Here is a 13591-nt window from a genome sequence, read left to right on the forward strand (position 1 = left end):
GGTTTGGCGGATTGTTGAAGAATCTTTGCCTTTTTTTACATCGACGCTATGAAAAACAGAATTCAGTGTTTACATTTGCTGGCTACACCGGAAGTAAATGAATTATAACATTTCGTTTACACTTTAATCTGCCCGAAAACCGTCTAAAAGATCGAGTGAAACGTTTTAGTATCAGAGGATACTTCAATTTTATTTATTTTGTATGAGGCAACTTAAGATAGCAACGCAAATTACGAATCGCGACTCACAGGCGGTAGAAAAGTATTTGCAGGAAATCTCCAAGATTTCCATGATCACTCCTGAAGAGGAGACGACTCTGGCTCAGCGCATTAAAATGAATGACCAGAAGGCGTTAGACAAATTGGTGCAGGCGAACTTAAGGTTCGTGGTTTCTGTAGCTAAGCAGTACCAGCACCAGGGGCTTTCTCTTAGCGATCTCATCAACGAGGGTAACCTCGGTTTGATTAAAGCAGCCCAGCGTTTCGATGAAACCAAGGGTTTTAAATTCATCTCATACGCCGTTTGGTGGATTCGCCAGTCCATCCTGCAGGCGTTGGCAGAGCAGGGTAGATTAGTCCGCCTGCCTCAAAACAAAATTGGCACCTATAACAAAGCGAACAAGGCCTATATGGCTTTCGAGCAGGAACACGAAAGAGAACCTTCAACAGAAGAACTCGCTGAATTGCTCGAAATGAGCGAAACAGAAATCAACAACATCTTTCAGAGCAACACCCGTCACACTTCACTCGATGCCCCCGTGCATGAAGCAGAAGATGTAGCGATGGGCGATTTACTGCAGGGTGGTGATGATACTGACGACGATGTTATTAAGGATTCACTCCGTGCCGAAATCAGAAGGGTCCTAAAATCCCTCAGCCCGCGTGAAGCGGAAATCGTGAACGCATATTTTGGACTGGACGGTGAAAATGGTGTTACCATTGAGCAGATCGGTCAGAAATATGATCTCACGAAAGAAAGAATCAGGCAGATCAAAGAAAGAGCCATTAAACGACTCCAGAAAGCCAGGTACAGCAATGCTTTGAAAGCATATCTTGGCTGATCTCACAGATACATTTTTGGCCCCCGCAATGTTGCGGGGGTTTTTTATTTGAACCCGTTTGAGATAACTTTGTTGATCTATCGATATGAAGCGCCTGAAGTTTAATCCTCGTAATACTTTTTTCCTGCCTCTATCCCGTATTCCGTATACTGTATTGTGTATTCTCTTTTTCGTTTCCTGCGAAAAAGACATCACCATCGATCTGAATGATCCTGAACCCAAAATCGTAGTCGAGGCCAGCATTGAAAATAACCAGCCTCCTTTTGTTGTACTGTCCAACAGTTTGAATTATTTCAGCAAGATTAACCCGGAGATACTAGCCGCTTCATTTGTACATAATGCTGAAATTTTTATCAGCGACGGCACCAGGACACATAAGCTCGTTGAAGATTCTATAGTCGATGTACAGGGCTACACACTTTACTTTTACACAAACAATAGAAATGACCCTTCAACCGCGATCTTTGGACAGTTGGGAGTGAGTTATTCCTTAGAGATAAATACTGGCGGTGAGGTTTTTAAAGCGAATACCACGATCCCCGACACAACCAAGATTATCGATTCCCTTTGGTGGGAACCCATCCCGGTCATCGATCCTGAGGATTCCAATAAAACAAAGCTGATGATCAAAGCAACGGATCGTCCTGGTTATGGTGATTATGTCCGCTATTACACCAAGGTGAATTCACAACCATTCTTCCCGGGTCTCAATTCGGTGTATGATGACCAGGTGATCGATGGAACCACTTATATTCTGCCGGTTGATCGTGGGATCAATAAGAATGTGGAGCTGGAAGAAGACGATGTGTTTTTTACCAGGGGAGATACGGTCACAATGAAACTTTCTGCAATTGATAAAGCGGTATATGATTTCTGGCGAACTTCTGAATTCAGCTATCAGAGTATCGGTAATCCATTCTCAAATCCGGTAAAGATTCTTTCAAATATTTCCAACAATGCATTGGGTTATTTTGGTGGGTATGGATCGCAATTCAGGACGATTGTTATCAGTAAATAGCCCTGACATTTATGTCGGGGAGCAGTTGGAAGGCAGTCTCACTATTCGCGCGACGCCAATGTTTCTTAAAAAATAACATAGATCATCCTGCCGATAGCCTCTAAGACTCAAAGACTGTAAGGCAGCTCGAAACAAATCTTAGAGCAATCTTTGAGTCTCAGAGACTTCCCGGCAAAAAAGCCCCGCAGCTTACTGCGGGGCTTGAAAATATCTTTTTGAATCACCGGTCGAAATGTCTACTTCTTCGTTTTCGTAACCTCTTTTGCCCAGGCATCTTTCAAAGTAACTGTGCGATTAAACACCAGTTTTCCATCTGCGTTTTTGTTGCTGTCCAATGAAAAATATCCTTTGCGGATGAACTGGTAGTGATCGTCAGGATTTGCAGCAGTCAAGGATGGCTCTACCCAGGCATTGGTGAGAATCTGCAATGAATCCGGATTGATATAATCTTTGAAATCGCCCTCTTCAACACCTGGATTTTCCACTTTGAACAACCGATCGTAGAGTCTTATCTCTGCCGGTACTGCATGATCGACAGAGATCCAGTGAATGGTTCCTTTCACACTTAATCCTGAATTATCCTGACCACTTCTTGTCCCTTCGATATAGGTACAGTACACTTCCGTTACTTTTCCGTTTTCATCTTTTTTACTTCCGGTACATTCAACGATGTATGCATTTTTCAGACGAACTTTATTTCCCGGTGCAAGTCGAAACCATTTTTTCGCTGCCACTTCCATATAATCCTCAGCTTCGATCCAGAGCTCGCGACTGAAAGGGATCTCACGAAACCCGCCCTGGTCGGGAGCTTCGGGATTGTTTTCTCCCATCACAATTTCGGACCGGCCTTCGGGGTAGTTGGTGATGATCAGTTTTATTGGATCCAGTACTGCCATGCGCCTTAACGCGATCTGGTTCAGATCTTCGCGTACACAAAATTCTAGCAATCCAACATCGATAATGTTCTCCCGCCTCTGAACTCCTATCCGATCACAGAAGTTTCTGATGGCAACAGGACGATACCCACGGCGGCGCATACCTGATAGTGTAGGCATTCGGGGGTCATCCCATCCATCAACATAATTTTCATTGACCAGCTGAAGTAATTTGCGTTTACTCATCACCGTATAGGTCATGTTTAATCGGGCAAATTCATACTGGTGAGAAGGGAATATTTCGAGTTTTTCAATGTACCAGTTGTATAACGGTCTGTGTACCTCGAATTCAAGTGTACAGATGGAGTGACTGATTTTTTCAATGGAATCCGACTGCCCGTGCGCAAAATCATACATCGGGTATATGCACCATTTATCACCTGTACGGTGATGATGTGCGTGCCTGATCCTGTACATGATCGGATCACGCATGTGCATATTGGGAGATGACATATCGATCTTAGCTCTCAGCACTTTTTCACCGTCCTGGTACTTGCCATTCTTCATTTCTGCAAACAGGCTCAGGTTTTCCTCCACAGATCTGTTGCGGAAAGGACTTTCAATTCCGGGAACTGTTGGGCTGCCTTTGGTAGCAGCAATTTCATCTGAACTGGAATCATCTACATAGGCAAGACCTTTGCGGATCAGTTCAATGGCAAAATCGTAAAGCGTATCAAAATAATCTGAAGCAAATCTTTCTTCCTCCCAGTCGAAGCCGAGCCAATGTAAATCAGCTTTTATCGACTCAACATATTCAGCTTCTTCAGTAATGGGATTGGTATCGTCAAACCTGAGATTGGTTTTACCGCCATATTTGTCAGCCAGACCGAAGTTCAGGCAAATGCTTTTGGCGTGCCCGATATGCAGATAGCCATTGGGCTCCGGGGGGAAACGGGTATGGATGCTAACATGCTTTCCGGCTTTCAGATCCTCTTCTATAATCTCTTCAAGAAAATTCAGCGACTTTTCTTCAATCATCATTGGTCAGTTGGGCAGCGAATTTACAAAAATTAAGCCTTTCAGACCATAAATTAGCCTGATTGACGCGTGCTTTTGCATAGTTTTTACACCAGAACGTGCAAACTTTTGCGAATAATTTCAACACTTTCAAGCATCTGATCGCGGGTAATAGTTAAAGGCGGTGCGAAACGGATTTTGTCGCCATGCGTTGGTTTTGCAAGAAGTCCGTTTTCTTTCAGTTCCAGGCAAAAGCTCCAGGCCGCTTCTTTATCTGCATGGTCTATAACAATCGCATTCAGCAAACCCATTCCCCTGACCGTAGAAATAGCAGGTGATGCAAGAGCCCTGAGTTCATTTCGAAGAAGTTCGCCCATCGCAGCGGCATTTTCAACCAGCCCTTCGTTTTTTAAAACCGAAAGAGCCGTAATTGCAATATGGCATGCCAAAGGATTTCCGCCATAGGTTGATCCGTGTTCGCCTGGTGCGATCAGCATCATGATTTCATTATCAGCAAGGACTGCGCTTACAGGTAATGTTCCACCACTTAATGCTTTTCCAAGTATCAGAATATCCGGACGAACATTCTCATGATCACAACAAAGCATTTTACCGGTGCGGCCTAAACCCGTTTGAATTTCATCGCCAATAAATAATACGCGTGCATCGCTGCAATACTGTTTTGCTTTCTGCAAATACCCTTCATCCGGCACTACAACACCAGCTTCGCCCTGTATCGGTTCAACAAGAAACCCTGCAACATCCTGATCCTGTAAGGCGATCTCCAGTGAACGTAAATCGTTATACGGTATGATCTCAAAACCTGGCATAAAAGGACCAAAATCTTTTGTGGAAGAAGGATCGGTACTGAAAGAAATTACCGTGCTCGTGCGGCCGTGAAAATTATTTGCGCAAACAATGATCTTTGCTTTGTTCTCAGGGATGCCCTTTATTCTATAACCCCACCGCCTCGCAAGTTTGAGTGCTGTTTCAACGGCTTCAACACCGGTGTTCATCGGTAACACCTTATCATAACCGAAAAACGCTGTGATGAATTTTTCATATTCTCCCAATTGATCATTGTAAAAAGCCCTCGATGTCAGCGTAAGTTTTGACGCCTGTGAAATTAGAGCTTCAACTATTTCAGGGTGACAATGCCCCTGGTTGACCGCTGAGTAACCACTCAGGAAATCGAAATATCTTTTATCATCAACATCATACACAAATACACCACGGCCTTCCTTCAAAACCACAGGAATCGGGTGATAATTATGAGCTCCGTATTTTTCTTCCAGCTCAATAAAATATTGTGAGTTTGCCGTAACCGGCATTAACGATTGCATAGTCTGATTTTTAAACTGATTAAAAAGGAAATTCTGGACAGCAGGTATCTGCAACCGTTAGTGGTTGAGTAAATCCAGGTTGGATGAAAGAAAGGATGATATTTGCTGCAGAGACTTGATATGATAACGAATTGCTCCGAAGATACAATTTTCTGGCCAATCAGGAAAAGGTATCAGCCCGGTAAAAGTTCCATAGTCCGGACGGTATAATGGCCAGGGAATTCCGGCAATTTAAAATCATGTTCGTTATAGATCCCGAACACCGTAGATCCTGAACCAGATAGTGAGGCATAAAGTGCTCCAGCTGAATAAAGTGTCGATTTGATATCAGCAATCTCCTTGTAGGCCTCGAATACCGGGGCCTCGAAATCATTTTTGATGATTGATTTCCATTCGGCAAGGGGATAAAGAATGGCTTCTTTCAAGGATTTTTCCGGCTTTCCGGGTTTAATTCTGCTGAACGCCCATGATGTAGAAACTGATATCGAAGGAAATACAACAACAATATGGTATCCTTTCAAGGAGGGAATATCTATCGGTTCCAGGATTTCGCCACGTCCTGAACCAAATACCGGCTGATTGATGATAAAGAAAGGGCAATCGCTACCCAGTTGTAACGCATATTCAATCAACTTTTTCCGGGGGATCTGCAGATCAAATTTTTTATTGATGAGCAGAAGCGTAAATGCTCCGTCTGATGAACCTCCTCCCATGCCGGCGCCCATGGGAATTTGTTTCAGCAAATGAAATTCAAGCGCGGGAATATGTGAATATTCTTTTTTTAGTATTTGCCAGGCCCGGAAACAAAGATTCTTTTCTTCCGGTCCTTCGATTGAAAGGCCACTGGTTCCAAATTGAAAATCACCTTTTGAAGGATCAGTTGCTTTGATTAATTCGATCGAATCTCTGAAAGGAATGGGAAGGAAAATGGTTTCAAGATCATGAAATCCGTCAGCTCTTCTTCCCGTGATATAAAGACCAAGGTTAATCTTTGCATTGGGAAACAAGACCATGCCCGGTTTATTTTTTTCTTCTGCTGTTGATCTCGTCGCGGATGGCTATTGCGCGTATATAATCTTCCTGCTCGAGTACTTCATTCAACAATGTGTTCAGTTCCTCAACAGAAAGATTTTTTAAATCATCATGTGCTGTCGTTTCCTCGCTTGTTGTGGATACGACTGCTTTTTTCTTTTTCGTACCGGTATCTTCCATCAGAATTCCAGCGTTTTCAAGAATGTTTTCGTACGTATAAATGGGACAACCAAAACGCACGGCGAGTGCCAGTGCATCGGACGTACGGGAATCAATTTCTACTGTATCATTTTCATTTGAACAAAGGAGTTTGGAATAGAAAATGCCCTCCTGGAGATCACAAATGATTACTTCATGAAGTTCAACATTGAAAGCCATCATGAAATTTTTCATAAGATCATGAGTGAGAGGTCTGCTGGGTTGCATGCGTTCAAGCGCAACAGCAATAGCCTGGGCTTCAAATCCTCCGATAACAATCGGCAAACGGCGTAGTCCATTCACCTCACCCAACACCACAGCATAGGAATGTGTCTGTGTAATGGAGTGGGAAAGTGCAACAATTTCCAGTTCGATTTTCTTCATATAAGTGTACGAAAGTACGTTAAATTTCTAAAGAGAAAAATCAATATCCACGCGGTTTGTATTGCAAATTTCCCTCCTGTAACTGCCTGGGGTTCATATTCCTGTTATAATAAAAACAGATCGGGGATTTAGACTATTTTGTTACGTATTGAGTAGAAATTTATACACTATTATCAGATCTGTTATGCACCGGTTTATCACCCTGATCCCTGTTTTTCTTGTTGTACTATCAGCAGCACTTAACGCACATTCTCAGAGTAGCCGACCCAATATCATTCTCATATATGCTGATGACCTTGGATACAATGAAACAGGCGTCTACGGGCAAACGAAAATCAATACTCCCAATATTGATATAATGGCCGCGGCTGGAGCGAGGTTTACCGATTTTTATACAGGAAGTCCTGTATGTGCCCCCGCCCGATGTATAATGTTAACCGGCCGACACTCCGGTCACTCTTATATCCGTGGCAATTATGAACTGGGCGGATTTGAGGACGCACATGAAGGCGGACAGATGCCATTGGCAGAAGGAACTTTTACGTTGGCCCATCTTCTTAAACAATATGGATATACTACGGGGGCCATCGGAAAGTGGGGGCTGGGAATTTACGGCAGTTCAGGATCACCAGATAAAATGGGCTTTGATTATTTTTATGGATACCTGGATCAGAAACAGGCGCACAATCATTATCCTACCCATTTGTGGGAAAATGGAAAATGGGATAGTTTGAACAATAGAGAAATTGATGTCCATCGTACTTTGAGTAGTTCAGAAAACCATCCCGATAGTTTCAAAGTTTTTACCGGAAATGATTATGCCCCGGAGAAAGAAATACTGAAGGCAAAAGATTTTCTAGGGAAAAACAAATCAAAATCTTTTTTTCTATACCTGCCTTTTACTCTACCTCATCTGTCATTGCAGATACCTGCTGAAAAACTAAAACAATACCAGGCTTCATTTAAAGACGAACAACCCTATCGTGGACAAAACGGGTATGCTTCCACGTTATACCCTTATTCAACCTATGCCGCAATGATCTCTTACCTTGACAGTATGGTTGGGGTTATCTTTGCTTCTCTAAAAGAAAATAGCCTGTTGAACAATACCATTGTCTTATTCACGAGCGATAACGCTGCTACATTCAACACAGGAGGTTTCAACCGGGAAATTTTCGGAAGCAATCTTCCTCTTCGTGGTGGTAAGCAGGATTTGTATGAAGGCGGTATACGGGTGCCAATGATTGCCTGGTGGCCGGGACGGATTTCTCCAGGGAAAATAATTGAATCAACGGCGAGCCAGGTGGACATGCTCTCAACTATTGCAGACCTGTTAAAAGTAAAAGCAGAGAAATCCGATGGTTTGAGTTTTCTCCCGTTGCTGGTAGGTAAGGTTTCATCACCAAAGGAAAGAAGCTTTTATTTTGAATTCCCTGAGAAGGGTGGCCAGGTTGCAGTCAGACTGGGTAAATGGAAAGGTGTAAAAAGGAACATGAAAGCAAATCCGGGTACCATTTGGGAGCTGTACGACTTAAGCAGGGATATTTCTGAAACAACTGATCTTGCCAAAGACCATCCGGAAATCCTGCGACAGTTTGATGCTATTGTAAAAAAAGAGCATCAACATTCCCACATCAAAGAATGGGAATTTGTTGATGCTAAATTCTGATGATTATTTTCCTTTTAGCTTTTTTACAGCATCGATCACCTTCGGCATAACTTCAAAAGCATCACCGACAATACCATAATCGGCCTGTTTGAAGAAAGGCGCTTCAGGATCTTTGTTGATAACAACGATCACTTTACTTCTGTTTACACCAGCCAGGTGTTGTATTGCTCCGGATATACCAACAGCGATATAGAGATTCGGTGCAATTGCCAACCCGGTCTGACCCACATGTTCGTGATGAGGACGCCAATGCGAATCGGCTACCGGCCTGCTGCAGGCCGTTGCAGCACCAAGTAATCCCGCGAGTTCCTCGATCATTCCCCAATTCTCCGGGCCTTTTAATCCACGACCGCCGCTTACTACTATTTCAGCTTCGCCCAAGGGTACCGATCCACTTACCTTATTCGTAGCCGTTACTTTTACTTTTGGTGCAGGAACGGTGATGTCTAAAGAGGATATTTCAGCAGAACCTGATCCCTCTTTTACACTATATGAATTGGGATTAACGGAAATGATTTTTATTGGTGAAAGCAATTGTACAAAAGCAAACGCCTTCCCTGAGAAAACCGTTTTCTTAACAGTAAAGCCATTGGCTGTATCAGGCAATGCAACAGCTCCGGTAACCAGGCCGGCTTTGAGTCTTGCCGACAAACGTGGCGCTACTGCTTTACCAGTTGCGTTCCCTGAAAATACAATGGTGTCTGCACCTGTTTTTGAAATTGCATCAGCAATCACAGCAGTGAAAACCTGTGCATCCAGTTGATTCAGCTGCGGATTTGACACCTGGTACACATTCCTGACGCCATACTTACCGAGTAATGCGAGATCATCTTCAACTGTCCCCAGGATCAATGCATCAGCTTCTGTTCCCAGTTGTTTCGCCAGATCTGAGCCATAACTCAGCGCTTCCAGAGAAGATTTTTTTACCTGATTGTCTGCGTGATCGATATATATCAGAACTGACATAGCAATAATGGTTTTGTTGAAAAAAGAAATCAGATGGCACGGGCCTCTTCATGTAAGAGTCTTACAAGTTCCTCTGCCTGCTCCGCAGGAATCATTTTTACTCCGGCTTTTGCTGGTGGAAGGCCGAAAGAACTGATGCTTGTTAAAGCCTCCACCGCAACCGGTTCAATCACCTTCAATTGTTTTGTTCGTGCTGCCATAATACCACGCATATTGGGAATTCTTGCTTCCGCCATTCCTTTCTGGCACGCAACCACCAGCGGCAGACTTACTTCAGCAATTTCTTCGCCGCCTTCAATTTCCCGTGTGACCGTTGCCGTTGTACCGCTCAATTCAAGTTTTGTTGCCAGGGAGATGTAAGGCATGTCCAGTAGCTCTGCCACCATGCCGCCAATGGAAGAACCATTGTAATCAATAGTTTCTTTTCCGGTTAATATAAGGTCGTACCCTACAGATTTTGCGTGAGTTGCAATCTGTGAAGCAATCGTGAAACTATCACGGCTATCTGAGTTCACGCGGATGGCTTCATCACCACCAAGTGCAAGTGCTTTGCGGATGACCGGCTCTGCATCTGCTCCACCAACATTGATCAGGTGTAAAACGGTGGATGCATCTTTTTCTTTGAGCTCCAGCGCTCTTACCAATGCATACCATTCATCGTAAGGATTGATAATCCATTGTACTCCATCCGCAGCGAATTTCGTGTTGTTATCAGTGAAGGCTATTTTTGCGGTTGTGTCAGGGGTCTTGCTTATACAAACGAGTATTTTCATGACAGGCGATTAAGTTGATGTCCTTAAACTCATTAAGGTTGTTTATGCAACCAATTTGAATACAAATATAATAGTTGAAGGCAGATTTCCACAATTTGAACTGATTAATTTTCGCTAATGGATCGGATTTCACAACTCAGAAAATTCATAGCTGCTGATCCTCAGGACTATTTCAGCAGGCATGCGCTGGCGATGGAAATGATCAAGTTGGGATCGGTTAATGAAGCGATCGAAATACTTGATAGTGTAATTGCAGATAATCCGGCGTATATCGGTTCTTATCTTCACCTGGGTCGTTTATATGAAAAAACAGGAAACGCGGAAAAAGCGCTTGAGGTCTACGAAAGAGGAATTCACCAGGCAGATTCATTGAAAGATTTTCATGCAAGAGGAGAGTTGCAGACAGCAATTGATCTGATAGATTGAAATCAGTAAGTAGTAAGAAGCCTGCCTGCCGCAGGTAAATAGTAAGGAAGCGTTTTTAGTTTATGGTTGAAAGCCGACTCTTGCTGGTATGAGATTCATCAGGAATTGCAACGGGAGATTCATATATAAACACTGATAAAAAATAAATCAAAATTCTTTTGACAGTACAGGAATTTAAAGATGTTGTTCACCAAAAAGAACTGTTCACTAAAAATGATCTGTTAATTGTTGCGGTGAGCGGAGGCCTTGATTCAACTGTTTTATGCGATCTGTTGTACCGATCCGGTTTTGACTTTTATATAGCGCACTGCAATTTTAAATTGAGAGGGGCAGAGAGTGATCGCGACGAAAATTTCGTAAAGCAACTTGCAGAAAAATACAAGGTTCCGTTTTTTGTAAAGCAATTCGATACAAATGTGTTTGCTGTATCAAATAAAATTTCTATCCAGCAGGCTGCGCGAAAATTAAGGTATGAGTGGTTCGAGGAAGTACGAAAAGAGATTACGGATCAATCCAAAGAGAAGGATGCAGTCGGTAGAAAGAAATCGCCTCCGAATAAAAGATGCTTTATCCTGACAGCTCACCAGCTCGATGATGATATTGAAACCATGGTATTTCACTTCTTCCAGGGAAGTGGCATCAGTGGATTGCGCGGTATTCCCCGAAAACGGGATTCTATCATCAGACCATTAATGGACTTCTCAAGAAAAGAAATTGAGCAGTATGCAAAAGAAAACAGTATAACATGGGTGGAAGATTCTTCTAACTCTTCAACAAAATACACACGTAATTTCATCCGGCATGAGTTAATCCCTTTAGCTGGAAAAATCATCACTGGCATTGAACAGAATCTTGCCGCGAATATTCAAAGATTTAAGGAATCGGAAAAAATATATCAACAGGCTATCGATCAATACAGAAAAAAATTGCTTTTTAGAAAAGATGAAGAATGGATGATACCTGTGGAAAAACTGCGTTTATCCGATCCGGTAAGAACTATTTTATTTGAGTTGATATCTCCATTTGGATTCAGTGCTGGTCAGCTCAATGATGCAATCGGATTGATGGATAGTGAAACCGGTCGATGGATTTCATCAGGGACTCACCGGCTGTTACGCAACAGGAAATGGTTGGTGATTTCTGCATTAAAAGATGAACATTTTCATGACAGGGTCATTGAAGCTGGTGATGAGCATATTGAATTCAGCGGCGGTATGTTGAATATTTCAAGACTAAAACATATTCATAATTTAGATCAGGATAGCTCCACTGTTTTCGTCGATGAAAAGGACATAAAATATCCCCTGATTCTCCGCAAATGGAAAACAGGAGATTATTTTTACCCGCTGGGAATGACAAAAAAGAAAAAGCTTTCACGCTTTTTTATCGACCTGAAATTGTCAAAAAATCAAAAAGAAAAAATCCTGGTAATTGAATCGGATAAAAGAATAGTATGGGTTGTTGGTTACCGGATTGATAACCGATTTAAAATAACCGGAGGATCTGAATCGATTCTTCAATTCGAATTGCTCAATTCAGGAGAATAAGCATTCATTATTAAAACACTTTCTCGAGAAAATCTTTGAAAAGATCTTTATGTGCGAACGAGCGTGCAGCGAGCCAGGTGAAAACAATCCCCCAGATGCCCCCCCAGAAGTGTGCATTGTGCCCAACGTTTCCCTGTCCCTTTCTTGCGAGATAAGCTGAAAGACCAAGAAAAATCAATCCGAATATATATGCGGGGATATCAAAAGGAATAAATAAAAAACGCAGGGTGCTGGTAGGCTCGATAATGATGGCAGCGAACACAATTGCCGAAACTGCACCTGAGGCACCAAGGGCCCGGTAACCATACTGATCTTTGTATTTGAAATAATCAGGAATGCATGCGACCACAATTCCTGTCAGGTACAGAACGATATAAAGCATTATTGACATTGTGCCGAATAATTTCGGAAACAGGAATTTCTCCAGCGCGGCTCCGAAAGACCAAAGCGAGATCATGTTAAAGATCAGGTGAACAGTATCAGCATGTAAAAAACCACCAGTGATGAAGCGATAAAACTGGTTACGTTTCTTGATCTGGTAAGGCCAGAATAACAAGTCATCTTTCAGTTTTTCATTGGAGAAAGCGGGAAATGAAGCGAGACAGGTGATGGCTATGATAGCTATAGTAACTGGTAAATCCATTCTATTACATTTTTTCCGTTCTAGGAGTGATGATATTTTTCATTTCGCTGAATCGTACAGGCCCGGTACACCTGTTCCGCTAAAATTAAACGCACGAGCTGATGTGGAAATGTTAAAGCAGATAATGACCATTTGTAATCCGCTCTTGCAATTAGAGATTCATGAATACCAAAAGCACCACCGATCAGGAAAATCATTTGCCTGCAATTTTCGTTTGCGCGTTTCTGTACGAAATCAGCTAGTGTAACCGAATCCATTTGCCTTCCATTCTCATCCAGCGCAACAAGATAATCCTCTTTTGTAAGCCGGTCAAGCAGGAGCTTTGATTCCTGTTTTTTCAATTCCTCAGATGTCATGGACGCTGCATTTTTCGGTGGCGCAATGATCACCCACTGAAACGGGTAATACCTGTTGATCCTTTTCGTAAAATCTTCAATTCCCGGGCTCACATAAGCCTCGTTATTTTTACCGATGGTCCAGCACTGAATTTTCATATCGAAGCGGAATTTAAGGGTTTAGCTATTGTCAAACCCGTTATTGATAACAATTAATTAATACTGAATTAATCTTCTAACGGGATTTTGATTGAATTTGAACGATTTCGAACAAAATAATAAGAACTTATCAACATCATCAAAAA

Annotated in this window: 13 protein-coding genes; 5 read left to right on the forward strand and 8 right to left on the reverse strand. The window is 42.5% G+C overall.

Annotated features, from left to right (window positions below):
* Positions 1-202 precede the first annotated feature (202 nt).
* Positions 203-1060 (forward strand): sigma-70 family RNA polymerase sigma factor, encoded by an 858-nt coding sequence (locus P2W82_RS02135; protein ID WP_336514184.1) that lies wholly within the window; start codon positions 203-205, stop codon positions 1058-1060.
* A gap of 85 nt (positions 1061-1145) precedes the next feature.
* Positions 1146-2078, forward strand: a complete 933-nt coding sequence (locus tag P2W82_RS02140) for a DUF4249 domain-containing protein (protein WP_336514185.1) — start codon at positions 1146-1148, stop codon at positions 2076-2078.
* Between the two features lie 236 nt (positions 2079-2314).
* Here the strand turns inward: P2W82_RS02140 and P2W82_RS02145 are convergent, their stop codons facing one another.
* The 4 genes from P2W82_RS02145 to P2W82_RS02160 all read right to left on the reverse strand — a co-directional run bounded on the left by P2W82_RS02145 (position 2315) and on the right by P2W82_RS02160 (position 6927).
* The gene (locus P2W82_RS02145) at positions 2315-3994 is read right to left on the reverse strand and encodes a glutamine--tRNA ligase/YqeY domain fusion protein (RefSeq protein WP_336514186.1); all 1680 of its coding nucleotides are present in this window, start codon (positions 3992-3994) and stop codon (positions 2315-2317) included.
* Positions 3995-4077: 83 nt separating this feature from the next.
* Positions 4078-5313, reverse strand: coding sequence for an ornithine--oxo-acid transaminase (gene rocD, locus P2W82_RS02150; RefSeq protein ID WP_336514187.1), 1236 nt, complete (start codon positions 5311-5313; stop codon positions 4078-4080).
* A gap of 173 nt (positions 5314-5486) precedes the next feature.
* On the reverse strand, positions 5487-6326 hold the full coding sequence (gene ispE / locus P2W82_RS02155; RefSeq protein ID WP_336514188.1) for a 4-(cytidine 5'-diphospho)-2-C-methyl-D-erythritol kinase: 840 nt from the start codon (positions 6324-6326) through the stop codon (positions 5487-5489).
* Positions 6327-6333: 7 nt separating this feature from the next.
* Entirely contained in the window at positions 6334-6927 is a 594-nt protein-coding gene (locus tag P2W82_RS02160; protein WP_336514189.1) for a bifunctional nuclease family protein, read from the reverse strand.
* A 184-nt stretch (positions 6928-7111) separates the two neighbouring features.
* Here P2W82_RS02160 and P2W82_RS02165 point away from each other — a divergent pair, with 184 nt between their 5' ends.
* Positions 7112-8596 carry an arylsulfatase gene (locus P2W82_RS02165; RefSeq protein WP_336514190.1) on the forward strand — a complete coding sequence of 495 codons (1485 nt, stop codon included), beginning with the start codon at positions 7112-7114 and terminating at the stop codon, positions 8594-8596.
* Between the two features lie 3 nt (positions 8597-8599).
* Here P2W82_RS02165 and P2W82_RS02170 read toward each other — a convergent pair whose 3' ends face one another.
* Entirely contained in the window at positions 8600-9562 is a 963-nt protein-coding gene (locus P2W82_RS02170; protein ID WP_336514191.1) for an electron transfer flavoprotein subunit alpha/FixB family protein, read from the reverse strand.
* Positions 9563-9591: 29 nt separating this feature from the next.
* Entirely contained in the window at positions 9592-10335 is a 744-nt protein-coding gene (locus tag P2W82_RS02175; RefSeq protein WP_336514192.1) for an electron transfer flavoprotein subunit beta/FixA family protein, read from the reverse strand.
* Positions 10336-10452: 117 nt separating this feature from the next.
* Here P2W82_RS02175 and P2W82_RS02180 point away from each other — a divergent pair, with 117 nt between their 5' ends.
* Complete coding sequence (locus P2W82_RS02180) at positions 10453-10761, forward strand: tetratricopeptide repeat protein (protein ID WP_336514193.1); 309 nt, start codon at positions 10453-10455, stop codon at positions 10759-10761.
* Between the two features lie 158 nt (positions 10762-10919).
* On the forward strand, positions 10920-12308 hold the full coding sequence (gene tilS, locus P2W82_RS02185; RefSeq protein ID WP_336514194.1) for a tRNA lysidine(34) synthetase TilS: 1389 nt from the start codon (positions 10920-10922) through the stop codon (positions 12306-12308).
* Positions 12309-12318: 10 nt separating this feature from the next.
* Here tilS and P2W82_RS02190 read toward each other — a convergent pair whose 3' ends face one another.
* Both P2W82_RS02190 and P2W82_RS02195 read right to left on the reverse strand, forming a co-directional pair.
* Entirely contained in the window at positions 12319-12951 is a 633-nt protein-coding gene (locus P2W82_RS02190) for a rhomboid family intramembrane serine protease (RefSeq protein ID WP_336514195.1), read from the reverse strand.
* A gap of 20 nt (positions 12952-12971) precedes the next feature.
* Positions 12972-13445 carry a 23S rRNA (pseudouridine(1915)-N(3))-methyltransferase RlmH gene (locus P2W82_RS02195; RefSeq protein ID WP_336514196.1) on the reverse strand — a complete coding sequence of 158 codons (474 nt, stop codon included), beginning with the start codon at positions 13443-13445 and terminating at the stop codon, positions 12972-12974.
* Between the last annotated feature and the right edge of the window lie 146 nt (positions 13446-13591).

Source organism: Pollutibacter soli, assembly GCA_029269725.1.
GTDB classification, from domain to species: Bacteria; Bacteroidota; Bacteroidia; order Chitinophagales; family Chitinophagaceae; genus Pollutibacter; species Pollutibacter soli.